Origin of the sequence: Pseudomonas shirazensis (genome assembly GCF_014268785.2) — a bacterium.
GTDB lineage: Bacteria > Pseudomonadota > Gammaproteobacteria > Pseudomonadales > Pseudomonadaceae > Aquipseudomonas > Aquipseudomonas shirazensis.
Genome location: NZ_JABWRD020000001.1, coordinates 257802 through 280319, shown reverse-complemented (window position 1 = coordinate 280319; position 22518 = coordinate 257802). Strand labels below are relative to the sequence as shown.

General features: G+C 62.0%; 21 protein-coding genes. 5 read left to right on the top strand and 16 right to left on the bottom strand.

The features are described from left to right. Positions 1 to 3: 3 nt before the first annotated feature. The 3 genes from sdhA to sdhC are packed head-to-tail and all read right to left on the bottom strand — an operon-like array spanning position 4 to position 2528. The gene (gene sdhA / locus HU736_RS01235) at positions 4 to 1776 is read right to left on the bottom strand and encodes a succinate dehydrogenase flavoprotein subunit (protein WP_103436748.1); all 1773 of its coding nucleotides are present in this window, start codon (positions 1774 to 1776) and stop codon (positions 4 to 6) included. Positions 1777 to 1779: 3 nt separating this feature from the next. Further along, positions 1780 to 2148, bottom strand: a complete 369-nt coding sequence (gene sdhD / locus HU736_RS01230; protein WP_101318128.1) for a succinate dehydrogenase, hydrophobic membrane anchor protein — start codon at positions 2146 to 2148, stop codon at positions 1780 to 1782. After that, on the bottom strand, positions 2142 to 2528 hold the full coding sequence (gene sdhC, locus HU736_RS01225) for a succinate dehydrogenase, cytochrome b556 subunit (protein WP_186698758.1): 387 nt from the start codon (positions 2526 to 2528) through the stop codon (positions 2142 to 2144). The genes sdhD and sdhC overlap by 7 nt, the downstream gene beginning before the upstream one ends. A gap of 350 nt (positions 2529 to 2878) precedes the next feature. Here sdhC and gltA point away from each other — a divergent pair, with 350 nt between their 5' ends. Then, positions 2879 to 4168, top strand: a complete 1290-nt coding sequence (gltA, locus tag HU736_RS01220; RefSeq protein ID WP_101318124.1) for a citrate synthase — start codon at positions 2879 to 2881, stop codon at positions 4166 to 4168. A 67-nt stretch (positions 4169 to 4235) separates the two neighbouring features. Here the strand turns inward: gltA and HU736_RS01215 are convergent, their stop codons facing one another. From HU736_RS01215 to HU736_RS01175, 9 genes are all read right to left on the bottom strand, one after another. Beyond that, a complete protein-coding gene (locus HU736_RS01215) occupies positions 4236 to 4841 on the bottom strand; it encodes an START domain-containing protein (protein WP_186698853.1) in 606 nt (201 codons plus the stop codon). A 31-nt stretch (positions 4842 to 4872) separates the two neighbouring features. Continuing rightward, a complete protein-coding gene (locus tag HU736_RS01210; RefSeq protein ID WP_101318120.1) occupies positions 4873 to 5127 on the bottom strand; it encodes a YkgJ family cysteine cluster protein in 255 nt (84 codons plus the stop codon). Between the two features lie 115 nt (positions 5128 to 5242). Further along, positions 5243 to 5731: a hypothetical protein gene (locus HU736_RS01205; RefSeq protein ID WP_186698756.1), complete on the bottom strand. Its 489-nt coding sequence runs from the start codon at positions 5729 to 5731 to the stop codon at positions 5243 to 5245. 63 nt (positions 5732 to 5794) lie between these two features. Next, entirely contained in the window at positions 5795 to 7237 is a 1443-nt protein-coding gene (locus HU736_RS01200; RefSeq protein WP_103436747.1) for an aminotransferase-like domain-containing protein, read from the bottom strand. 192 nt (positions 7238 to 7429) lie between these two features. Next, on the bottom strand, positions 7430 to 8239 hold the full coding sequence (locus tag HU736_RS01195; RefSeq protein ID WP_101318115.1) for an OmpA family protein: 810 nt from the start codon (positions 8237 to 8239) through the stop codon (positions 7430 to 7432). Then, on the bottom strand, positions 8236 to 8589 hold the full coding sequence (locus HU736_RS01190) for a DUF4398 domain-containing protein (RefSeq protein WP_103436746.1): 354 nt from the start codon (positions 8587 to 8589) through the stop codon (positions 8236 to 8238). The genes HU736_RS01195 and HU736_RS01190 overlap by 4 nt, the downstream gene beginning before the upstream one ends. Before the next feature lie 10 nt (positions 8590 to 8599). Next, a complete protein-coding gene (locus HU736_RS01185; protein WP_101318110.1) occupies positions 8600 to 9421 on the bottom strand; it encodes a substrate-binding periplasmic protein in 822 nt (273 codons plus the stop codon). 72 nt (positions 9422 to 9493) lie between these two features. Further along, a complete protein-coding gene (locus tag HU736_RS01180) occupies positions 9494 to 10423 on the bottom strand; it encodes an electron transfer flavoprotein subunit alpha/FixB family protein (protein WP_103436745.1) in 930 nt (309 codons plus the stop codon). After that, positions 10424 to 11173, bottom strand: a complete 750-nt coding sequence (locus HU736_RS01175; RefSeq protein WP_103436744.1) for an electron transfer flavoprotein subunit beta/FixA family protein — start codon at positions 11171 to 11173, stop codon at positions 10424 to 10426. It abuts the gene before it with no gap. 539 nt (positions 11174 to 11712) lie between these two features. On the opposite strand from HU736_RS01175, the gene HU736_RS01170 reads away from it, so the two are divergent. Then, a complete protein-coding gene (locus tag HU736_RS01170) occupies positions 11713 to 13377 on the top strand; it encodes a 4Fe-4S dicluster domain-containing protein (RefSeq protein ID WP_186698754.1) in 1665 nt (554 codons plus the stop codon). A 147-nt stretch (positions 13378 to 13524) separates the two neighbouring features. Here the strand turns inward: HU736_RS01170 and HU736_RS01165 are convergent, their stop codons facing one another. The 3 genes from HU736_RS01165 to HU736_RS01155 form a co-directional block, all read right to left on the bottom strand. After that, positions 13525 to 14865: an MFS transporter gene (locus HU736_RS01165; protein WP_186698752.1), complete on the bottom strand. Its 1341-nt coding sequence runs from the start codon at positions 14863 to 14865 to the stop codon at positions 13525 to 13527. Positions 14866 to 14933: 68 nt separating this feature from the next. Continuing rightward, positions 14934 to 15413 carry a response regulator gene (locus tag HU736_RS01160; protein WP_101318100.1) on the bottom strand — a complete coding sequence of 160 codons (480 nt, stop codon included), beginning with the start codon at positions 15411 to 15413 and terminating at the stop codon, positions 14934 to 14936. A 156-nt stretch (positions 15414 to 15569) separates the two neighbouring features. Further along, positions 15570 to 16046: a sigma-70 family RNA polymerase sigma factor gene (locus tag HU736_RS01155; RefSeq protein ID WP_103436742.1), complete on the bottom strand. Its 477-nt coding sequence runs from the start codon at positions 16044 to 16046 to the stop codon at positions 15570 to 15572. A gap of 217 nt (positions 16047 to 16263) precedes the next feature. On the opposite strand from HU736_RS01155, the gene HU736_RS01150 reads away from it, so the two are divergent. The 3 genes from HU736_RS01150 to HU736_RS01140 are packed head-to-tail and all read left to right on the top strand — an operon-like array spanning position 16264 to position 20811. Then, positions 16264 to 17442: an efflux RND transporter periplasmic adaptor subunit gene (locus HU736_RS01150; protein WP_101318096.1), complete on the top strand. Its 1179-nt coding sequence runs from the start codon at positions 16264 to 16266 to the stop codon at positions 17440 to 17442. Beyond that, positions 17443 to 19404 (top strand): MacB family efflux pump subunit, encoded by a 1962-nt coding sequence (locus HU736_RS01145; protein ID WP_186698749.1) that lies wholly within the window; start codon positions 17443 to 17445, stop codon positions 19402 to 19404. Between the two features lie 3 nt (positions 19405 to 19407). Further along, positions 19408 to 20811, top strand: coding sequence for an efflux transporter outer membrane subunit (locus tag HU736_RS01140; RefSeq protein WP_186698747.1), 1404 nt, complete (start codon positions 19408 to 19410; stop codon positions 20809 to 20811). A gap of 33 nt (positions 20812 to 20844) precedes the next feature. Here HU736_RS01140 and pvdP read toward each other — a convergent pair whose 3' ends face one another. Continuing rightward, complete coding sequence (pvdP, locus tag HU736_RS01135) at positions 20845 to 22464, bottom strand: pyoverdine maturation tyrosinase PvdP (RefSeq protein WP_186698745.1); 1620 nt, start codon at positions 22462 to 22464, stop codon at positions 20845 to 20847. Positions 22465 to 22518: the final 54 nt, after the last annotated feature.

The window sequence follows — 22518 nt, the reverse complement described above, 5'->3', positions numbered from 1 at the left end:
CCCTTAGTAAGTCCGGATTTTTGGCTCAAACGCCGGTACGGTCTTCGGTGCGAAGTTGACTGCGCGCTTGGCAACCCGCTTCTCACCTGGGAAGAACAGGGTGTGGCACAGCCAGTTTTCGTCGTCACGATCTTCGAAGTCTTCACGGGCGTGAGCGCCGCGCGACTCTTTACGCACTTCTGCGGCGATCGCAGTAGCTTCGGCAACTTCCAGCAGGTTCTGCAGCTCCAGCGCTTCGATCCGCGCGGTGTTGAAGGCCTGGGACTTGTCGTTGATCTTGACGTTGGCAATACGCTCGCGCAGCTGAGCCAGCTGCTCGATGCCCTTCTGCATGTATTCGCCGGTGCGGAACACGCCGAAGTAGTTCTGCATGCAGCTTTGCAGCTCGCGACGCAGGGTAGCCACGTCTTCGCCATCGGTGCGCTGATTGAGCTTGTTCAAGCGGCTCAGGGCGACTTCGATGTCGGTGTCGCTGGCGTCGGTGTAGGTGATGCCGTCGGATAGTGCTTTTTCCAGGTGCAGACCAGCAGCACGGCCGAACACCACCAGGTCGAGCAGCGAGTTGCCGCCCAGGCGGTTGGCGCCGTGAACCGATACGCAAGCCACTTCACCCACGGCGAACAAGCCTGGGATGATCTGGTCGACGCCGTCGGCGTCCTGGGTCATGGCCTGACCATGAATGTTGGTGGCAACGCCGCCCATCATGTAGTGGCAGGTTGGTACGACCGGCACCGGCGCGACCACCGGGTCGACGTGGGCGAAGGTCTTGGACAGCTCGCAGATACCTGGCAGACGGCTGTGCAACACTTCTTCGCCGAGGTGGTCGAGCTTGAGCATCACGTGGTCGCCATTCGGACCACAGCCGTTTCCGGCGATGATTTCCTTGACCATCGAGCGGGCCACAACGTCACGACCGGCAAGGTCCTTGGCGTTAGGCGCATAGCGCTCCATGAAACGCTCGCCGTGCTTGTTGATCAGGTAACCGCCTTCACCGCGGCAACCTTCGGTGACCAGCACACCAGCGCCGGCGATGCCGGTCGGGTGGAACTGCCACATTTCGATGTCTTGTACCGGAACGCCTGCACGCAGGGCCATGCCGATACCATCACCGGTGTTGATCAGGGCGTTGGTGGTCGATGCGTAGATACGGCCCGCACCGCCAGTCGCCAGTACAGTGGCCTTGGCCTTGATGTACAGGGTTTCGCCGGTTTCGATGCAGATCGCGATCACTCCAACGAATGCGCCGTCCTGGTTTTTCACCAGATCGACTGCGTAGTACTCGTTGAGGAAGGTGGTGCCGGCTTTCAGGTTGCCCTGGTACAGAGTGTGCAGCAGCGCGTGACCGGTACGGTCGGAAGCTGCGCAGGTGCGCGCCGCCTGACCGCCCTTACCGAAGTCCTTGGACTGGCCACCGAACGGACGCTGGTAGATACGGCCAGTTTCGGTACGCGAGAACGGCAGACCCATGTGGTCCAGCTCGAACACCGCAGCCGGGCCTTCCTGACACATGTATTCGATAGCGTCCTGGTCACCAATGTAGTCCGACCCCTTGACGGTGTCGTACATGTGCCAGCGCCAATCATCGTTCGGGTCAGCCGAGGCGATTGCGCAGGTGATGCCGCCCTGGGCGGATACAGTGTGCGAACGGGTCGGGAAGACCTTGGTGATCACGGCAGTCTTGTGACCGCCCTGGGCCAGCTGCAGCGCAGCGCGCATGCCGGCACCACCACCACCAACAATGATGGCGTCGAATGAAATCGTTGGAATCATAGCCATGAATCAGATACCCCAGAGAATCTGCACACCCCAGACGAAGTAAGCGAACATCGCAACGCCGCATACCGCCTGGAACAGGAAACGAATCGCAGTCGCCGACTTGCCCAGCGCCATTGGCGTCAGGTAGTCAGTGGCGATGGTCCACATGCCGACCCAGGCGTGAGCGCCAAGGGCCACCAGGGCCAACAGACTGAAAATTCGCATCGCATTGTTGGAGAACAGAGCGTGCCACTGGGCAAACTCGATGCCCGGGTGGGCGACGAGGTAGCCGATCAGGAAGATGAAGTAAGCCGCGAGAACGACCGCAGATACGCGCTGCGCCATCCAGTCATAGAGGCCCGAACGCGAGAGGTTCGTGACGTTAGTTACCATATCCAAACTCCTGCCAGCACGATCACCACTACGGAAACAGCGATGATGATTTTCGAGCCCAGTCTTCCGCCTTCCAGTGTCTCACCGACGCCCATGTCCATGATCAAATGGCGCACACCGGCAACCAGGTGATACAGCAAGGCAGAGAGGAGACCCCACGCCACGAGCTTGGCCAGCGGACTGGTCAAGCACGCCTTCACCTCGCCGAAACCTTCCTCCGAACCCAGGGATTTGCTCAATGCGTAAAGCATGATCGCCAAGCCCAGGAAGAGAATGATGCCGGAGACACGGTGCAGGAATGACGTAATACCGGTAATGGGGAGTTTGATGGTCCTTAGGTCTAGGTTTACAGGTCGTTGGCTTTTCACGGCTTTTTTCACACTGAAGAGCCCCAAGCTAACAGGGCAAAGTTGTTGGTAAGTGTACTGGTCAGGTACCCACCACCCAGGGAACGGCGACCCCCAGCAATCGGGCTTGCAAGCCCTTGGCGGTCGGCTGCCGAGTATAGACAGTTAGGCTGCTTATGACAACGTGATGGGCTAGCCCAAATAGCGCATTGCCTTTAACGTACAAAAGGCGTAAACGGGCGCCAATTTCTTGAAAAATCAGGCCTTAGGGGGTGATTCAACCCACCTTTAGGCAAATTGACATCTGAATTTATCCCTCTATAGTGGTGCGGGCCCTGCGTGGGGGGTCTGTCTGATGATTTCAAGCATTAATAGGAGGCCACATGGCTGACAAAAAAGCGCAGTTGGTCATCGAGGGCGCAGCCCCCGTCGAGCTGCCCATTTTAACCGGCACCGTTGGTCCCGATGTAATCGACGTCCGCGGGTTGGGGGCTTCTGGTCACTTCACCTTCGACCCAGGTTTCATGGCGACTGCCTCGTGCGAGTCGAAGATCACCTACATTGACGGCGACAAGGGTATCCTGCTGCACCGCGGCTACCCGATCGAGCAGCTCGCCGAGCAATCGGACTACCTCGAAACCTGCTACCTGCTGCTCAACGGCGAACTGCCGAATGCCGAGCAGAAGGCGCAGTTCGTCAGCACCGTCAAGAACCACACCATGGTTCACGAGCAGCTGAAGTCGTTCTTCAACGGTTTCCGCCGCGACGCTCACCCAATGGCGGTGATGTGCGGTGTGGTCGGCGCCCTCTCGGCGTTCTACCACGACTCCCTGGATATCAATAACCCGCAACACCGCGAAATTTCCGCGGTGCGCCTGGTCGCGAAAATGCCGACCCTGGCAGCGATGGTTTACAAGTACTCCATGGGCCAGCCGATGATGTACCCGCGCAACGACCTGTCGTACGCGGAAAACTTCCTGCACATGATGTTCAACACCCCGTGCGAGATCAAACCGATCAGCCCGGTGCTGGCCAAGGCGATGGACCGGATCTTCATCCTCCATGCCGACCACGAGCAGAACGCTTCGACCTCCACCGTACGTCTGGCCGGCTCGTCGGGTGCCAACCCGTTCGCCTGTATCGCAGCCGGCATCGCCGCACTGTGGGGCCCGGCACACGGCGGCGCCAACGAAGCCGTACTGACCATGCTCGATGAAATCGGCGATGTTTCCAACATCGACACTTTCATCGCCAAGGCCAAGGACAAGAACGATCCGTTCAAGTTGATGGGCTTCGGTCACCGCGTCTACAAGAACCGTGACCCGCGCGCCACCGTGATGAAGCAGACCTGCGACGAAGTCCTGCGCGAGCTGGGCATCAAGGACGACCCGCAACTGCAACTGGCCATGCGCCTTGAAGAGATCGCTCTGACCGATCCGTACTTCATCGAGCGCTCGCTGTATCCGAACGTCGACTTCTACTCGGGGATCATCCTCAAGGCGATCGGCATTCCGACCAGCATGTTCACCGTGATCTTTGCCCTGGCACGTACTGTCGGCTGGATCTCGCACTGGAAAGAAATGCTCTCCAGCCCGTACAAGATTGGCCGCCCACGCCAGCTGTACACCGGTGAGCCGCAGCGCGATATCGTCAACCTGACGGATCGCAAGTAAGCATCGCTGGTTAAATGCTGAATGCGTAAAAAAGGCTGCCCTCGGGCAGCCTTTTTGCATTTGCCGATCAGGGCTTCTCGGCCCGCTCGCGCAGCGCCTGCAGGGTATTGAATGGTGCATCCACGACGAATTTGTTGGCGAGCCAGGACGGCACGCTGCCACCTGGCTCGGTGTGCACCTGATAGATCACTTCAGTGCTGTCACCCTTGGGCACCAGCTTCCAGAAGCCTTCGACCTTGGCCACCCGCACAAAACCCTTTTCTGCCGGCAGATAATCGGGCTTTTCTTCAAGCGTGCGCAGCAGGCTGCCGTCCGCTTGCTGAGTGGTGGTAACCAGCATCACCGAGTCACGCGGGGTTACCAGCGGCGGCGTATTGAAGCGGCTGTAGGTCCAGGTTTGATCACCCTCATGCTTGAGCAGCTTCTGCGACTCGCACTCATGGATCCAGGCACAGGCCCCGGCGACGTCTTCCTGCAGCGCCTTGACCTTGGCCAGCGGTGCCTTGATCACCGTCACGCCGCGGTAGGCCTTGTACTGCGACCCTGCCACCTCGCTGAGCGACACGGTGATGCCGTCCTTGTCCTTGGCCACCTGCCAGTTTTCTGCCCAGGCGGCCGGAGCCAGCAACACACCCATGCCGCACAGCAGTGCAATACGCTTGAACGATCTCATCATGCTTATCCTTGTTGTCGAAGATACCGTGTCACGCCGCCGTCATCTGCTCCAGCCAGCCAAGAAGCCTGATTGCCTCGTCACTGTCACTGCCACACACCTCGACATCGGCCTTGAAGCCACCACACACTGCGGGGCGCTCCGGCCTGCCGAAAAGCTCACAGAGATTGCTCGGCGTCAGGTGCAGACAGCGCTCACCGGCCGGCTTGCCATGTGGCATGCGCGGCATGGGCGAGCTGATCGAAGGGGCGATGCAGCACGCACCGCAACCCTCTCGGCATTTCATCAATTCTAGACTCCTGGAACAAAACGGGACGAACGTCCCTGATAGTAACGACTCAAACATTCGTTTGAAATTGCTGGCAAGATGAAATCTGCCGTGACCCGGCAGTCAGTTGCAGTTACTGGCGGAATTGAAAATCGATGGCAGCGCCTTCGACTTCACGCCGGCTGTCATTGCGTAACTGCAGCTGCATCTCGTTGTTGATCAAGCGCCCGTTGAGCTGAAATGGGCTGTCATCCGCCGGCGGGTTCTCCGGGAACATCGACGGCAGCAGAGGCTTGCGCCGTTGCGACGACAAGGTATTCACCTCCGGCTCAAGCTTGTCGACCAGGTGCGTAGGCAAGCTGAGGTCGAGCTTGGCGTTGGGTACCGGTTTGGCCACAGCCTTGCTGACTGCCTTGCGTTTGCTTCTCGCCACAGGCTTGGCCTTGGCCTTCTTGCGCACCGCAGCCTTTGCCGGGCGCGTGCTCGCCTTGCCAGCGGTGACCTTGCTGGCCGCCTTGGCCGGGGCAGCGACTGGCGCTGTGGAGGCAGCCTGCAGCGCACCGCTGAAGAAACACAGCGGAACCAGGCAAAACAACAGGGCAAAACAGCGAAGCGCTTTCATGAACTCCATAAACACCGCTGAATGACAGGACTATGCTGGCGGTTCAGCCTGAATCTGGCAAGACTAGAACATTGAACTGGCCGAGTCTTTGCACAATTGATGGGCCAGCAGGCCAAGGGTGATCACGGCGCGCTCGGCTTCCTTGTTCCAGGGGATACCGCAGTTGAGCCGAATACAGTGGTTGAACTGCTCGGTATTACTGAAGATCAATCCTGGCGCGATACTGATGCCCTGCTCCAGCGCGCGCACATGCAGATCCTGGGTGTTGACCCGCCCAGGCAGACTCACCCAAAGGATGAAACCGCCGGTTGGCCGGGTCATTTGCGTGCCCTCAGGGAAGTGCTGCTGCACCGCTAACTGATACGCACTGAGGTTCTTGCGGTATTCCTGGCGGATAAAGCGCAGGTGGCGGTCATAGCCGCCGTTTTCCAGGTACGCCGACACCGCCATCTGAGTCACACTGCAAGCCGAGTGCGTGGTGAAGGTCTGCAAGCGCTGGATCTCGGCCTGATAACGGCCGGCAATCATCCAGCCCACCCGTACGCCGGGAGATAAGGTCTTGGAAAAGCTCGAACAGTAGATCACCCGATCCAGCCGGTCGTAGGCCTTGAGTGCCTTGGTGCGGCCCTGTTCGAACATCAGCTCGCCGTAGATATCATCCTCGACGATCTGGATGTCAAAGTCCGATGCCAGCCGCAGCAGCTGCTTCTGGCGCTCTTCCGGGATGGTGCCGCCAAGCGGGTTGCTCAATCGCGCAGTCAGTACCAGCGCCTTGATCGACCACTGATTGGCCGCCAGCTGCAATGCCTCAAGGCTGATGCCGTTGGCAGGGTCGCTGGGAATCTCGATGACTTTCAGCCCAAGCAGATCTGCCAGTTGCAGCAGGCCGTAATAGGTCGGCGACTCGGCTGCGATCAGGTCCCCCGGCCGGGTCAGCACGCGCAGCGACATCTGCAGCGCATCGACACAGCCATGGGTCACGATGATCTCACGCGGGTCGACCAACACACCGGCATCGCGCATGCGAATGGCTATCTGTCGACGCAGTGGCTCGAAGCCCGGGCTGAACATGTAACTGAACGCGCGCGGGCTATGAAAACGGGTGACCTTGGCCAATTGCTGGTGTAGCGCTCGTACCGGCAGATAGTCGACATGTGGCACGGCAGCGCCGAACGGGAACACGCCATCCCGACGCGCCTCGGTCAGTACCTGCTGGATGATGGTCGCGCGGGTAACCAGGCCAGGCCGCTCGACGCGGGCGATGTCTGGCGTCTGCGCAGTCAGCGCTGGCGTCTGGTGCACATAGTAACCGGACTGCGGCCGTGCGCGGATCAGCCCCTGGTCTTCCAGGTTGGCATAGGCCTGAAGCACGGTTGCGTGGCTGACATTGAGCTGCGCGCTCATCTTGCGCACCGACGGTACTCGCTCACCGGGCTGGTAGACACCGCGACGGATGTCCTCAGCCAGTTGCTGGGCGATGCGCTGGTACAGCAGCAGGTTGGTCATGACGGATTCTCGAAGCGCGGACGGGTCGTTGTTTTTATGCGACTCACTGACAGGCAGAATACCGGAACAGTTACAAAGTGTACGGGGACAGATTGCAGAATAGTCGACATTACAGTTACGTGACCAGCACCCTTTCAGGGTTTATCCACGCCAGCTCACGGGGCCATGCAAAGGCCCCGCGAGCAGCGCCCGTCAGCGTGGCGCGGCGAGTTTGCCCTTGTCGTCCGAGAAGACGATCTCGACTCGGCGGTTCTGCGCCCTGCCCCGCTCCGAAGCATTGACGTCGATCGGGTACTGGTCGCCGTAACCCTCGACCTGAATACGCTTCTCGTCGATACCCAGATCGACCAGCATATCGGCCACGGCCTGTGCACGATCACGCGACAGTTTGAGGTTGTCTTCCGGCGTACCAGTACTGTCGGTGTAACCCTCGATGCGGATCACACGGCGCGGATTGAGCTGGAGAAACTGCACCAGCTTGAGCACGGTGCGACTTGCCGAATTCTTCAGATCAGCCCGACCGGTGTCGAACAGCACATCGCCAAGGGTCATCACCAGGCCGCGCTCGCTCTGCTCGGAGGCCAGCGCGCTGATCTGCGCTTCGACCCACTTGCCTTGCTGCTGCACACTGGCCAGCTTGGCCTCACGTAGCGCCAACTGCAGGCGCTGACGCTCCAGATCAAGCTTGGCGATGCGCTCCTGATTCAACGACAGCTTGGCGTGCTCGGCAGCGATCTCGCTGTAGCGCTGACTCAGATAAGCGTAGTGGCGCACATCGGCACCGGTGCCGATGTAGCTGGACAAGCGCTCGGCCTTGGCCAGCGACTCGCCGGCGCGAATCACGTCGCGTGGCGCACTGCGCAGCACGTTGGAGTCATCCTTGACCTTCTGGAACGCCGCGCTGGCGTCCTCCAGGGCCGACTCGCTGCGCTGGCTGGCACAGCCCTGCAGACCGACCAGCGCCAGCAATGCCAGCGCCGCGATTGGCGTAGTGCGATTCATGGCTGCGCCTCCAATTGCTTGCGCAAGCGCTTGACGCGCGATTGCAGCACGGTCAACTGCTCTTCGCTCTTGACCGTCAATACCTGTGCCTCGGCCAGGCGCGCATCCAGTTCGGCCTGCTCGGCGCGCATGCGTGCGTCGCGATTGTCCTGGCTGAGCAGATTGGCTTTCGCGCGAGTCAGTTTTTCGTCTGCCAGCTTCAGCGCTTCGACCTGATCGGTGGCACCGACGGCCTTGGCCTGCTCCAGCGCCTGCTCGGACAGCCGCAGTTGTTCAGTGGGCGCCGGATCATTGGCACAGCCAGCCAGGCTGGTGATGGCCAGGGCCAGCATCAAGGGTTGGATTCTCAACACGGTCTTCCTACTGTTTGGGGGCATCCTGGGGCACCAACATCTGCGCCTTCCAGCGTTCGACGTTACGTTGCAGCACCGTTTCGGATGCACCAGAGATCGGCAATTCTGTCAGTTTTTTTGCCAGTTGTCCGCGCAACCAGGCGTCATTGCAGGCCGAGTTGTGCGACACCGCCAGGTACAGCCCGGGGCGATCCACCGGCAGGCCACGGGCGATCAGGTCATTGGCCATGCCCAGGCCCTGGACCATGGCCATGCCCGAGTAGCGCCCGGCCAGCACATAATCAACCTGACCGAGCACCAGCTTCTGGAACGCCTGAGTCAGGTTCTGCGCCGGCACCAGCTTGAGCTGCGCCTTGGCAAAGGCCTCGAAGGCCGGGGTCAGCCGCGCCCGCTCGGACAAAGTGCCCTGGTAGCGAGCCAGGTCAGCCGGCCCGTCGAACACCACGGCGCCGTCATGCCGGGTCCAGACCAGGTATTCATTAAGCTGCAGCGCAGGGTGGATGTAATCCAGGGCATCCAGTTGGGTTACCTGCATGGGCGTATCGAGCAACAGGTCCATACGCCCGCTGCGCACCTCTTCCAGCGCTTGATCGCGGCGGCCGGCGTGCAGCACTTCAAGCTTCAGGCCAAGCTCGGTCGCCACCTGGCGCAGCAGGTCGACGTTGGCCCCGATCAGGTGCCGCGGGTCTTGCGGGTCCTGCCATGAATAAGGCGGCGCATCCGGGCTGCCGGTGGCGACCAGGCGCTCGCACTTGCCGGCCGCCATGACCGCAGGCGACATCAGCGCGGCCAGGCAGACCAGCGCCCTGCCCGTTCTGCGAAAATTCATCCACCACTCCTTATGAAAAAAGCCCGGCCCTCATGTCGAGGGCCGGGCTTCTTTATAAGTGAAGCAGGCGGATCAGACCAGCTTTTCCAGCTCCGGAACTGCTTCGAACAGGTCCGCGACCAGGCCGTAATCAGCCACCTGGAAGATCGGCGCTTCTTCATCCTTGTTGATCGCAACGATCACTTTGGAGTCTTTCATACCGGCCAGGTGCTGGATCGCGCCGGAAATACCGACGGCGATGTACAACTGCGGCGCGACGATCTTGCCGGTCTGACCGACCTGCATATCGTTCGGCACAAAGCCTGCGTCGACCGCAGCGCGGGAAGCACCAACGGCGGCGCCGAGCTTGTCGGCCAGGGTGTACAGGTGCTTGAAGTTGTCACCGTTACCCATGCCGCGGCCGCCGGAAACGACGATCTTGGCAGCAGTCAGCTCGGGACGGTCCGACTTGGCCAGCTCTTCGCCAACGAACGCCGACTTGCCGGCATCGTGGGCAGCGCTGACGGCTTCGACAGTGGCCGAACCCCCTTCGGCAGCAACCGGATCGAAGCCGGTGGTACGCACGGTGATGACCTTGACTGCCGCGCTCGATTGCACGGTGGCAATGGCGTTACCGGCATAGATCGGGCGCTTGAAGGTGTCGGCAGACTCGACCGCGATGATCTCGGAGATCTGGTCGACGTCCAGCAGTGCAGCAACCCGCGGCAGGATGTTCTTGCCGTTGGTGGTGGCCGGAGCCAGCACGTGGCTGTAACCCTTGCCCAGCTCGGCCAGCAACGGCGCGACGTTTTCCGGCAGCAGGTGGGCATAGGCGGCGTTGTCGGCTACCAGCACCTTGGCCACGCCAGCGATCTTGGCAGCGGCTTCGGCGACAGCACCAACGTTGGCGCCAGCGACCAGTACGTGGATTTCACCACCAATCTTGGCGGCAGCAGCAACGGTATTGAGGGTGGCCGGGGCAACAGCACCGTTCTCGTGTTCAGCGATAACCAGGATAGTCATTTAGATTACCTTCGCCTCGTTCTTCAATTTCTCGACCAGTTCAGCCACCGACTTGACCTTGATACCCGCGCTGCGTGCAGCCGGCGCTTCGACTTTTACGGTCTTCACAGTGGAGGCGGTAGAAACGCCCAGCGCGTCCGGAGTAACAGTCTCCAGCGGCTTCTTCTTGGCCTTCATGATGTTCGGCAGCGACGCATAGCGCGGCTCGTTCAGGCGCAGGTCGGTAGTGACGATCGCCGGCAGGTTCAGCGATACAGTCTGCAGGCCGCCATCGATTTCACGGGTGACGTTGAGCTTGTCACCGGCCACCTCGACCTTGGAGGCGAAGGTGCCCTGGGCGTAGCCAGTCAGCGCCGCGAGCATCTGCCCGGTCTGATTGTTGTCGCTGTCGATCGCCTGTTTGCCGAGGATCACCAGTTGCGGCTGCTCCTTGTCGACCAGCGCCTTGAGCGCCTTGGCCACGGCCAGCGAGTTCAGTTCATCACTGGTCTCGACCAGGATGGCACGGTCAGCGCCGAGGGCCAGCGCGGTGCGCAGTTGCTCCTGGGCAGCGGTCGGGCCGACTGCAACGGCGATGATCTCGGTCGCAATGCCCTTTTCTTTCAGGCGTACGGCTTCTTCCACCGCGATTTCGCAGAAGGGGTTCATGGACATCTTGACGTTTGCAAGGTCGACGCCGGAGTTGTCCGCTTTGACGCGAACCTTGACGTTGTAGTCGACCACTCGTTTGACAGCTACAAGAACCTTCATGGATTCCTCGTTACTCTCCGGTGAAAAGAAACTCGCCTGGGGGCAAAGGCCCGGCGATTGCGCGTGGGTACAAGGGCACCTCTAAAAACGTATCGGCCAGAGGATTATTCACTGTGACTGATAAGTCCTGTAGCGACTGCCGAGGCAGAACCTGCGGGTCATTTTCTGTGGTGGCGTGTAAACTCCACTACATGACGGCTTTCAGCCCGAAAACCCTGCTCTACACCTGGTCTTTAGGGGTGCTCCTGCGCCCATCGATCAGCCTACGGCGAGCGTAAAACCGCTCGTATCTTGACCGTAACACCCAGTCTGGTCAATACGGCAAATCGGCCAGCCTCCAGCCGCCTCCCTGTGATTTTACTGGTCTGCGGCAAATTCAAACAAACGTTTGTATTGGACCGTTGGAGTGGTGTAGATATAATGCGCGGCATGACCCAGCGGTGTAGTCCGTGTTCGGTAAAGCTACAGCCTAGATAGCTACCGGTGACTGCCCGTCCCCCGACAAGAAACAGCGATGAGCCTTGAGTAGGAGAGAACCAGTGGAACGCGAATACATGGAATTCGACGTGGTCATTGTCGGCGCCGGGCCGGCAGGCCTGTCCGCCGCCTGCCGTCTGAAGCAGAAGGCCGCCGAAGCCGGTAGCGAGATCAGCGTCTGCGTGGTCGAGAAAGGCTCCGAAGTCGGCGCTCACATCCTCTCTGGCGCGGTGTTCGAACCGCGCGCGCTGGACGAGCTGTTCCCTGACTGGAAAGCGCTCGGCGCCCCGCTCAACACCGCGGTCAAACGCGACGACATCTATGTCCTCAAAGATGCTGGCAGCTCGACCAAGGTGCCTGACCTGTTCGTGCCCAAGACCATGCACAACCAGGGCAATTACATCATCTCGCTGGGCAACCTGTGCCGCTGGCTGGCCCAGCAGGCGGAAAACCTCGGCGTCGAGGTGTATCCAGGCTTTGCCGCTCAGGAAGCGCTGATCGATGACAACGGCGTAGTCCGCGGCATCCTCACCGGCGACCTCGGCGTCGACCGCGAAGGCAAGCCGAAAGATGGCCTCTACACCCCAGGCATGGAACTGCGTGCCAAGTACACCCTGTTCGCCGAAGGCTGCCGCGGGCACATCGGCAAGCAGCTGATCAAACGCTTCAATCTCGACAGCGAGTCGGATGTGCAGCACTACGGCATCGGCATCAAAGAGATCTGGGAGATCGACCCGAGCAAGCACGAGCAAGGCCTGGTGGTGCATACCGCGGGCTGGCCGCTGGATGTGGTCAGCAACGAGAACACCGGTGGCTCGTTCCTCTATCACCTGGAGAACAATCAAGTGGTGGTTGGCCTTATCGTCGACCTGTCCTACTCCAACCCGTACCTGTCGCCGTTCGATGAGTTCCAGCGTCTCAAGCATCACCCGGTTATCAGCCAGTACCTTGAAGGCGGCAAGCGCATCAGCTACGGCGCCCGCGCCCTGGCCAAAGGCGGTATCAACTCACTGCCAAAAATGGTCTTCAATGGCGGCGCACTGATTGGCTGCGACCTGGGCACCATGAACGTGGCCAAGATCAAGGGCAGCCATACGGCCATGAAGTCAGGCATGCTCGCCGCGGATGCGGTGGCTGCTGCGTTGCTGGCCGGGAGTGAAGGCGGTGATGTGCTCAATAGCTACGTCGATGGCTTCAAGGCCAGCTGGCTGCATGATGAGTTGTTTGCCAGCCGTAACTTTGGCCCGGCGATGCACAAGTTCGGGCCGCTGTTTGGTGCTGCCTTCAACTATGTCGACCAGAACTGGTTTGCCGGCAAGCTGCCGTTCACCCTGCGTGATACCAAGCCTGATTATGCGTGCCTGAAACTGGCGGCAGACTCGAAGAAGATCGATTATCCGAAGCCGGATGGCAAGTTGAGCTTTGACAAGCTGAGTTCGGTGTTTCTCTCCAGTACCAACCATGAAGAGGAGCAGCCTTGCCACTTGAAGCTGGCTGATCCGAGTGTACCGATTACCAGTAACCTGCCGTTGTATGACGAGCCGGCGCAGCGATATTGCCCGGCTGGGGTGTATGAGGTGGTTACGCAGGAAGATGGCGCCAAGCGGTTCCAGATCAATGCGCAGAACTGTGTGCATTGCAAGACGTGTGATATCAAGGATCCGGCGCAGAATATTACCTGGGTTACGCCTGAGGGCGCGGGTGGGCCTAACTATCCTAATATGTGATTGTTTGAGGTTGGTTTGAGGCTGGGGGCTGGGACTTGCCCATGTAATGCATGGGTAGGTCCGGGCCAGAACTGGGCCAGAACTGTCTATAAATCAAATAGATAAGCTCAAAAGACCCGCGAACAACCCGAAGACAGCCAGGCCAAACTAAGCAGCCCCCTCGCGACACAAAGCCGCGCCCGAAGCAGAACTATCACCTGCAAACACCAACGACTCCCGCCCCTGAAAATACAGCGCAATCACCACCCCAACCACCCCCATCACCAAACAGAAACCTACACAAACCCAAGGACTCCAAGGCATCAAGGCGATCAAAGCCAAAGGCGTAGTACTTGCCCACAATGCATATGCCACGTTATAGGTAAAGGAAATCCCGGAAACCCGAATCTGCGCCGGAAACAACCCGACCATCACCGAAGGCACCACCCCCACCACCCCACAGCAAAGCCCCGCCAGAGCATAGGCCGGCCAGATCACCGCCCACTGCCCCACCAGACTCGCATACAGCGCCGCAATCCCCACCGGCAGCGCCAGGCTATAGATCAGCAACGCCCGCCACGCCCCGATCCGGTCAACCAACAAGCCTGCCAGCACACAGCCAATATTCAAAAACACGATACCGACACTACTCAGGGCAAAGGTATGCCCAGCACTGATACCAAACCGCTGCTGCATCACCGTCGGCGTGATCACCACCAACACCACCACCGCCGAAGTCAGCACACAGGTCAGCAGCGCCGCCGGCACCAACGCCCGCCGATGCTCGCGCAACACCTGGCGCAACGGAAACGCCACCGGCTGCTCACGCCGCTCACGCAGCGCCAGAAACACCGGCGTCTCACTCAACCAACGGCGCAGCCAAACCCCAATCACGCCGAACGCCCCGCCAAGCAAGAACGGGTAGCGCCAGGCGTAATCAAGGATCTCCTGCGGGGTAAACAGCTGCGCCAGCAAAGTAGCCGTAAGCGCGCCGAGCAAATAACCAAAGGTCAGTCCAGCCTGCAAAAAGCCCAATGCGTAGCCACGTCGGCCATCCGGCGCATGCTCGGCAACGAAGGTCCAGGCGCTGGGCACTTCACCGCCCACTGCCGCGCCCTGCAGAATCCGCAGCGCCAATAGGATCAATGGCGCGGCGTAGCCGATGTCGGCGTAGGTCGGCATCACCCCGATCAGCAGGCACGGCAGCGCCATCATCAGGATGCTCAGGCTGAACACCCGCTTGCGGCCCAGATGGTCGGCAAAATGCGCCATCAAAATACCGCCCAACGGCCGCGCCAGGTAACCAGTCACAAAAATCCCGAAGCTCTGCAACAAACGCAGCCACTCAGGCATTTCCGGCGGGAAAAACAGCTGGCTGAGGGTCAGGGCAAAGAACACGAAGATGATGAAATCGTAGATTTCCAACGCGCCGCCCAGCGCCGCCAGACCCAGGGTCCGGTGGTCAGCGCGGGTAAACCGCGGCGCAGGCGCGCTATCGATGGCAGTCATGGCAGAGTCCGCAGATCGGCAAAGGGCGAGAGGATAACAAACCCTGCGGCCATCAGGCGCATCCAGGCTTAGCGGTTGAACACGGTCTGGGCGAAGTTGCGCCGCAGTCTTGGATAGCCCGAGCCTGGGGAAAGCCCGGGCGGCAGCGGCAACTGACCGACCACCATCGGCAGGTCGATGATTGCCATAAATGACTCCAACGCCTCGCTGTCAGGCACTTTCGGCAGGCTGATGCTCACCGCCTTGCGCTCGGTCTGCGGCACCGCCGGCACTTTCAGGCGCTGCGAGTGGTACAGCAGGGCATGCTGAATCTGCGAACTGACCCGACAGAAACGCGCCAGATCAACACCGGCGTGGCTAGCCAGCTCGATGTTGCCAATCAACAGATTGAACGGCTGCAGCGCGCTCTGCACCAGGCGCTGCAAGTCTTCGAAGTTTTCCACCGGGGCGATCCGGTAATACCCCATGGCATTGAGCATCTTCTCCAGCTGCAAACGCTGGGAGGGGTGCTCGTCGGCGATGAGGATGCGCAAGGATTTATGAGGCATCGATCGAACCTGGGCAGAGGTAAGGGCACACGCTCCATGACCATACTGCGCCAGTTCAGGCATGCCCGGTGACTACCAGGCGGGGTCTTTACTGATACTCGTCGCTAAAACGCGAGAAATCAAGGTGCCAGCACGGGGATTTTCACTGGCCGCCGTTCACGATTCCCACTGGCGCATGCGCACGCGGCAGTGCTTCATGGCATTGACGATGTGCTTTTCCACAAGACTGCGGGAAATACCCAGACGCTCGGCAATCTGCGGATGCGACAGACCGTCGATCTTGCGCAGTAGAAAACACTCGCGACACGGCGCGCTGAGTTCATCCAGTGCGCGCTGCATCAGCGCCAGGCGCTGGCCAAGCTGCATGCTCTGCGACGGCGCCGGGCTGTGCCAGCGCTCATCGCTGTCGAGCACATCGAGCGATTCGGTCTGGCGGATCAGGTGGCGGCGGTGGCGGTCAATCACCAGGTTGAGCGCAGTGCGATAAAGGAACGCGCGGGGATGCTCGATCTGCTGCGTATCGGTACGCTCCAGCACCCGCAGATAAGCGTCGTGAGCCACGTCTTCGGCGGCCTGGCGATTGCCCAGACGCGCGCTAAGAAAGCTCACCAACTCGCGATAATAATGTTCCACAACGGCACCTGGCGTCTCCCTGCTTGGCAATATGCACTGCATTGACGCGGGACTGAGTGATATCAGAGTGCGATCTTACAAATTATAATTATTCTCAGCAACAAGCACTCGATCACCTTTTCCGGCTAAATCCGGATACAGCGCTTTCGTCTATCTGGCACCTCCGTGCGCGCCCTGATTGGCAGCGTGTGGCCAACCTCTCTGGCTGGAAGTCCGCATGAGTCGCTCAACCACCACCCGCCACCGTGTTTTGCTCGGTGGCCTCGGCCTGCTGGCGCTGGGCAGCGTACTGGCATGGGCCAGCTTGCCCTTGGCTGGCGCGCCAGTCAGCACCGTCGCGGTTACCCGCGCCGACATCGAAAGCAGCGTCACCGCGCTGGGTACCTTGCAGCCACGCCGCTACGTCGACGTGGGGGCGCAGGCGTCGGGGCAGATCCGCAAGCTGCACGTCGAGGTCGGCGACCCGATCCGCCAGGGTCAGCTGCTGGTCGAAATCGACCCCTCGACGCAACAGGCCAGGCTCGATGCCGGGCGTTATTCGATCGACAACCTCAAGGCGCAACTGGCTGAGCAACGCGCGCAATTCCAGCTAGCCCAGCAACAACAGCAGCGCCAACGTGCACTGGCTGCCGCCGGCGCCACCCGTGCCGAAGACCTGCAAAGCGCTGACGCCCAGCTCAAAGTCACCCAGGCGCGCATCGACATGTACCAGGCGCAGATTCGCCAGGCCCAGGCCAGCTTGCGCAGTGATGAAGCCGAGCTTGGCTACACGCGCATCTTTGCCCCCATGGACGGTACGGTGGTGGCGCTGGACGCGCGCGAGGGCCAGACCCTCAACGCCCAACAGCAGACCCCGCTGATCCTGCGCATCGCCAAGCTGTCGCCGATGACCGTCTGGGCGCAGGTCTCGGAAGCCGACATCGGCAAGGTCAAGCCGGGCATGAGCGCTTACTTCACCACCCTCGCCGGCGGCAAGCGCCGCTGGACCAGCCAGGTAAGGCAGATCCTGCCGATCCCGCCCAAGCCGTTGGATCAGACCAGCCAGGGTGGCGGCAGCCCGGCCAGCGCCAGCGCCGGTACCACCGGCAGCCAGGTGGTGCAGTACACGGTACTGCTGGATGTCGACAATCCCGACGGCGCGCTGATGGCCGAGATGACCACCCAGGTGTTCTTCGTCGCCGGCCAGGCCAGCCAGGTCCTGACCGCGCCATTGGCCGCCTTCGACGAAGGCAAGGCCGAGGGCCTGCGCCTGGCGCAGGTGGTCAAGCGCGACGGCAAGATCGAGCAGCGCGAGGTCCGCACTGGCCTCAGTGATCGACTGCGCGTGCAGATCCTCGACGGCCTCGCCGAAGGCGAGCAACTGGTCATCGGCGCACCCAGCGCCAGCGGAGGTTGAATGTCTGTGCCTCTTATCGAACTGAACGGCATCTGCAAAGTCTACGGCGGCATCGACAGCCCTGAAGTGCAGGTTTTACGCGGGGTCAGCCTGAGCATTCATCCGGGTGAATTCGTCGCCATCGTCGGCACCTCCGGTTCCGGCAAATCAACCTTGATGAACATCCTCGGCTGCCTCGACCGGCCCTCCTCCGGCAGCTACCACTTCGCTGGCAAGAACGTTGCCGAACTGGACAGCGATGAGCTGGCCTGGCTGCGCCGCGAAGCATTCGGTTTCGTCTTCCAGGGCTACCACCTGATCCCGTCTGGCTCAGCCCAGGAAAACGTCGAGATGCCGGCCATCTACGCCGGGACCGCGGCCGCCGAGCGCCATGCCCGCGCCGCCGCCCTGCTCGACCGCCTGGGCCTGGCCAGCCGCACCGGCAACCGTCCGCATCAGTTGTCGGGCGGCCAGCAGCAGCGAGTATCGATTGCCCGTGCCCTGATGAACGGCGGCCATATCATCCTGGCCGACGAGCCGACCGGTGCGCTGGACAGCCACAGCGGCGCCGAGGTGATGAACCTGCTCGACGAACTGGCCAGCCAGGGCCACGTGATCATCCTGATCACCCACGACCGCGAAGTCGCGGCCAGGGCGGCGCGGGTGATCGAGATTCGTGACGGGCAGATCGTCAGCGACTCGGCGGCTGGCCAGCCGCCTGTGGTCATACAAGGGCTGCAGGCCGATGACCTGCGCCAGCGTCTGAATCAGGGCGCCGTCGAGCGCGGCGCCTGGAAAGGCGAGCTGGTCGAAGCCTTGCAAGCCGCCTGGCGGGTGATGTGGATCAACCGCTTTCGCACCGCACTGACCTTGCTTGGCATCGTCATCGGCGTCGCCTCGGTGGTGGTCATGCTCGCTGTAGGCGAAGGCAGCAAGCGCCAGGTCATGGCGCAGATGGCCGCGTTTGGCTCGAACATCCTCTACCTTAGCGGGCGCCACGCCACCCTGCGCGAACCGGGCGGCATCGTCAGCCTCGATGACGTTGCCGCGGTCGCGCAACTGCCGCAGGTCGAGCGGATCATGCCGGTCATTGGCGGCGAACTGATGGTCCGTCATGGCAACAACAATCAGCAGTTCTATGTCGGCGGCAACAATATCCAGTTCCCGCACATTCTCAACTGGCCGGTGGTGGCCGGCAGCTTCTTCACCGAGGCCGACGAGCGCTCCGGCGCCGCTGTGGCGGTGATCGGGCAGAAGGTCCGCGACAAGCTGCTCGCCCCGGGCAGCGATCCGATCGGCCAGTACCTGCTGATCGGCAATGTGCCGTTTCAGGTAATCGGCATGCTCGCGGCCAAAGGTGCCAGTTCCGGCGATCAGGACAGCGACGAGCGCATCGTGGTGCCCTACACCGCAGCGGCGATCCGCCTGTTCGGCAGCCACGATCCTGAATACGTGATCATCGCCGCCGCCGATTCGGCCAGGGTCAGCGCCACCGAAGCGGCCATCGAGCGTTTGATGCGCCAGCGCCACCAGGGCAAGGCGGATTTCGAACTGACCAACGACGCGGCGCTGATTCAGGCCGAAGCACGCACGCAGAACAGCCTGTCGCTGATGCTCGGCGCCATCGCCGCGATCTCGCTGCTGGTCGGCGGCATCGGCGTGATGAACATCATGCTCATGACCGTGCGCGAGCGCACCCGCGAGATCGGCATTCGCATGGCCACCGGCGCCCGTCAGCGCGACATCCTCCGCCAGTTCCTCAGCGAGGCGGTGATGCTGTCGATGGTCGGCGGCGTGACCGGCATTGTCCTCGCCCTGGCGATTGGCGGCGGCCTGCTGCTGGCCGACATCGCCGTAGCCTTCGCCCTGCCGGCCATTCTTGGCGCCTTTGCCTGCGCCGTGGTGACGGGCGTGGTGTTCGGCTTCATGCCGGCGCGCAAAGCCGCCCGCCTCGATCCGGTCAAAGCCCTTACCAGCGAATAATCCATGACCTTGCCCAGCTGCATCAGCCTGTTATCCCTGAGCCTTGCCCTCGCCGCCTGCAGCACCGCGCCCGCCCCCGAGGCCAACCTTCCGGCACCGTCGGCCTGGCAGGGCGGCAGTGAGGTCAATAACCACCCGCTGCCAAATGCCCGCTGGTGGCAGGCGTTTGCCAGCAGCGAGCTGGACGGTCTGGTCGAGCGCGCCCGGCTCAACAGCCACGACCTTGCCGGCGCTGCCGCACGGGTACGCCAGGCGCAGGCACGAGCGGTGATTGCCGGCGCGCCGTTACTGCCGGACCTGCAATACGGCCTCGACGCCAGCCGCCAGCGGCTGCTGCGTGGCGAGGGTAACGACCAGCTCGACGCCAGCAGCAGCGAGCGCACCAGCACCGCCTTCGATGCACGCTTGAGCGCCAGCTACGAGGTGGACTTCTGGGGCGGTGTGCGCGCCGCTCGCGACAGCGCCCTGCGCGAGGTCGACGCCAGCCGCTTTGATCGGCACACCGTCGAGCTGACCCTGACCAGCGCCGTTGCCGACAGCTACCTGCGCGGCCTGACCCTGCAAGAGCAACTGCGCATCGCCCGCCTCAACCTGGCCAACGCGCGCGATGTGCTCGGCGTGGTCGAGGCGCGTCAGGGTGCGGGGTCTGCCACCCGCCTGGAGCTTGCCCAGCAGCGCAGTCTGGTCGCCGCACAGGAACGGCAAGTGCCGTTGCTCGAACAACAGTGGCAAGACAACCGGGTGACGCTGGCCACACTGCTCGGCGAACCGGTGCAGAACCTGCCGCAGACCAGCGCCAGCATCAGCGCCGTGCGCTGGCCACAGATCGGCAGTGGTGTGCCCAGCGACCTGCTCGGCCGCCGTCCGGACATCGCCGCCGCCGAAGCACGTCTGGCCGCCGCCAGTGCCAATATTCAAGTCGCCCGCGCTGCACTGTTGCCGCGGCTGACCCTGGGCGCCGAACTGGGCAGTGGCGCGCGCACCTTCGCCGACATCCTCGACAGCCCCTACTACACCCTGACAGCCGGGCTGATCGGGCCAATCTTCAATAACGGCCGCCTCAGTGCGGCCCGCGACCTGGCCACGGCCGAGCAGGAAGAACTGCTGGAGAACTACCGCAGCAGCATCGTTGCCGGCTTTGCCGATGTGGAAAAGGCGCTCAACGCGATCAGCGGGATAGACCGTCAGCGCCAATGGCAGGATGAGGAACTCACCCAGGCCAGGCTGGCTTTCGATATCGCCCAACGCCGCTACAGCGCCGGCGCCGAAACCCTGCTCAGCGTGCTCGAAACCCAGCGCACGCTGTACCTGGCCCAGGATCAGCAGGCGCAACTGCGTCTGGCCCGCCTGCAAGGAAGCGTAGCGCTGTACAAAGCCCTGGGGGGTGGCTGGCAGGTCGAGCAGTAGGCGAGCGCCCGGGGCCGCGGCCCCAGGCCGGCTTCAGACGATATTCTTCAGCGACAAGTGCCGCGCATACCAAGGCCGCTGCGGCACCTTGCGCACCAACCCGGCGAGCGTGTCGTCTTCACCAAAAGTGATGCGCAGAGCCAGCTTCATGGTCTCTACGTCCATTTCCACCGACTTGCCCAGGCGCAGGCCGGGCGTGCTGCTGCAACCGTGGGTGTCCGGCCCCAGCCACGGATCGCCGACCTCGACGAAGCGTCCAGGCGCAAACCACTTCACCCCGCTCACCTCAAGCCGGCGCACCTGGCCCGGGTGCAGCCGCTCATGGGCCTGATACCAGTCCTCGATGCGCTCGTCGATCCAGCCATGAAAGCCCCAGAACACCGGGTTGACGTGGGATGAAAATGGATCGCCAAGAAAGTCGTTGTCGGCACCGAACCAGCGCGCAGCAAAGTCGCTCGGATCGCGGGCAAACGGTACCGGAGCGCCGTTGCTTGGGTCGCGCGGGACCGAGGCCCAGCACATGTGCAGCCAGTCGTGCAGGGTCATTTCCATTTCCGAACCAAGCTCGCCCAGGCTGAGCCTGGCCAGGTACTGCGGGTCCTGATACTGCGACTCCCACACCTGGAAGTTGCTGCAGAACGTTTCGCTGGCCTTGATCGCTGCCACCCACTGGCCATACGGCTCGTCACCCGGCGCCTGCCAGCTGGGCGGCACACAGCAGCCGTCGTGGTTTTCGTGGTAGCGGGCGAAGCCCTGACGGTCGAACTCGACGTTGGGCTGCGGCAGCGGAAACTGCTGCCAGGCGGGCAAGTCCTGCAACTGCCGCGCTGCCGCGAGCATGTGCCGGTGCATGAACAGAAAGTCGATACCCGAGCCATTGCGGTGCTTGCGCGGGCCGCGGGCATCGCGCTCCTGCTCACGTGGGCCGGGTTGCCAACCGAGCCCACGCAGGGCGTTGCGCTTGTCTTCGGGGAGCTTGTGCCACTGGTCGCGGGTGGCGTGCCAGAGCTGATGGAACAAGCGATGTTCGGGGCTGATCACCCAGGCCTGCATCGCCGCGTTGTACTTCAGGCGCTCACGCGCTTCGGGGAAACTGCGTTTGATCGCAACGAAGCGGCTGTCCGGCACCGGCAGGGTCAGCGAGCGGTCGACCCGTTGCAAGCGGCCACTGAGGCTGGCGTTGCCGGCATTGCCGAACTCGCCCCAGACCTCATCCAGGCTGGCGATGCACTCGTAGCTGGGGCCGCCGCGCAGGCTGATCAAACGCCAGCGCACCTGCCGCGAATTGGCCCCGACCAGGTCCCCGAGAATGCGGTAGGCAGCCACACCGTCAGCGCGCAACTGCTCGCCAGTATCGACAAAACCACGCAGGCCACGGCCCTTGGTGGCGACGTCGATAAACGCCTGCACGCCCGTGAGTGGCAAGCCCTCCAGTCCGCCATCAACGCCCTCGAAGCGCAGGTCCCAAACACCGCGCATCTGCTCGGCGAGCACCTGGCCGGTGAAATCGGCAGGCTCCACCGTCGCTTCGCCGGGGGTAACGATGTCGTCGGCCGGGTCGTGGGTCAGCTCCCTGTGCGCGTAGTAAGCCGCCGTGCCAGTGGCCCCCGCCAGCGCCAGGCCAGCGATGAAGCCGCGTCGAGAAATGGTCATTGCGCCTCTGATCAAATGCGATGGTGCTGCAGGTGGTGTCCAAGCTAGAACGGA